Below are 1443 nucleotides of genomic sequence, written 5' to 3'. Positions count from 1 at the left end.
GTTAAAAATCTAAACCTACGTGAATGGGACTGTCCTTCTTGTCGTACACACCATGATAGGGATATTAACGCAAGTATCAATCTAAAGAATGAAGCGATAAGGCTTCTAACCGCAAGGACTGCGGGGTTAGCCTAATCAATTAGAGTTCGATAGAACTCTTTACTTAGGAATCCCTCACTTCTAAACGAAGTGAAAGTGGGGGTAGTTCAAAAATCATCATTCATTAATATTTTAATGGTTGATATATTAAGTTTTCATATAGTATTAAGTTGAATAAAAGAGAGGTGTATTCTTTCAAATGGATAAGCTACAAAAAGTAGTAGAAAAATTTGCTTTAAATGTGTTAACAATTGATTATGTTAGGCAGTCTTTTAGTTCAGTCGTTTATAAAATTAAACTAATTGATTTTCGAACTGTCTATATAAAAATTCCTTATTCAAAAGTAAAGCTTGAACATGAGTATAAGGTACTTGAACGATTACGCTATGAGTTGTCAGTACCACAAGTGTTGGATTATTGGGAAGGTGATGAAGGTTTTACTGGTGCATTATTGTTATCCGCAATCCAAGGTATGCCAGCAACAGGGAAGGTGGATGCAGCTTTAGCTTTTGATATCGGCATACAACACGCTAAGTTACATGCAATCATTCCAAAAGAGCAGGATTTCGAAAACTTTATTTCCAATATGCATGGTCAATCGTCTGATTTTATTCAGCATAATTTTTATTCCTTAGCAAAAGATGTAAAGGAAGTAATTGATCCGCATTTATATGAACAATCAATGCAACATTTCGAATATCATCTCAAATTAATTCCATATTCAGATGCAACTAGTTTTATACACTTGGATTTTCGACCTGGAAATATTTTAGTTTATGAAAATCAAATTTCCGGCATTATTGATTTTGAAAGTTTCAGCATTGGAGCAACCGAAATGGATTTTACAAAAATCAATCGTTATATTTTTATGGAGTATCCCGGAACAAAAGAAGCTTATCGACAAGGTTATGAATCCATTCGTCCACTTGTTGATTTACAAGAAATTTTGCCATTTTATCAATTTATTGATTTATTTAATGCAATTGGTTGGTGTAAAAGAAGAGGTATCGAAAATTATCAAACTTTCTTACAAAAGAATATAGCCAATCTAAACGCCTTTTTTACGAATGTACGATAGTTGAAAGAAGGATCACCAAATTTTACTTAAAATGGGTGCTCTTATCTATCTTAGAATAAAGGGTTAATTATAGCTTTTATCATTTTAGCTAAGAAGACTCTTTCCTCAAAGAACGCGAAGTGAGTAGGTGGGAGATGAATTGGCTTTGAACAAGGGATGGTAAGGAGCCATCTTAATTGTTCGATTTGCCAAAAGTTGCAAAGTAAAAGTAGCTAGAATTCATGAATGCATATCAAATACTAGAAAAGATTACTTGGACAAAATTT

Annotated in this window: 2 protein-coding genes; both read left to right on the top strand. The window is 32.8% G+C overall.

Annotation, left to right across the window (positions count from 1 at the left end; translation table 11 throughout):
• Positions 1 to 135: zinc ribbon domain-containing protein (locus RT27_RS34640; RefSeq protein WP_156137730.1), on the top strand; the 135-nt coding region annotated here is incomplete at its 5' end.
• Positions 136 to 298: 163 nt separating this feature from the next.
• Positions 299 to 1177 (top strand): aminoglycoside phosphotransferase family protein, encoded by an 879-nt coding sequence (locus tag RT27_RS31555; protein WP_043939247.1) that lies wholly within the window; start codon positions 299 to 301, stop codon positions 1175 to 1177.
• Positions 1178 to 1443: the final 266 nt, after the last annotated feature.

Source organism: Bacillus sp. L_1B0_5 (assembly GCF_000836715.1).
Taxonomy (GTDB): Bacteria; Bacillota; Bacilli; order Bacillales; family Bacillaceae_G; genus Bacillus_A; species Bacillus_A thuringiensis_S.
Note: the sequence above shows the minus strand (reverse complement) of the source record. Positions and strands in the feature narration are given on the sequence as shown.

Excerpts from the sequence above, each read along its gene's own strand:
- RT27_RS31555 (WP_043939247.1), top strand. The coding sequence starts at position 299 with ATGGATAAGCTACAAAAAGTAGTAGAAAAATTTGCTTTAAATGTGTTA.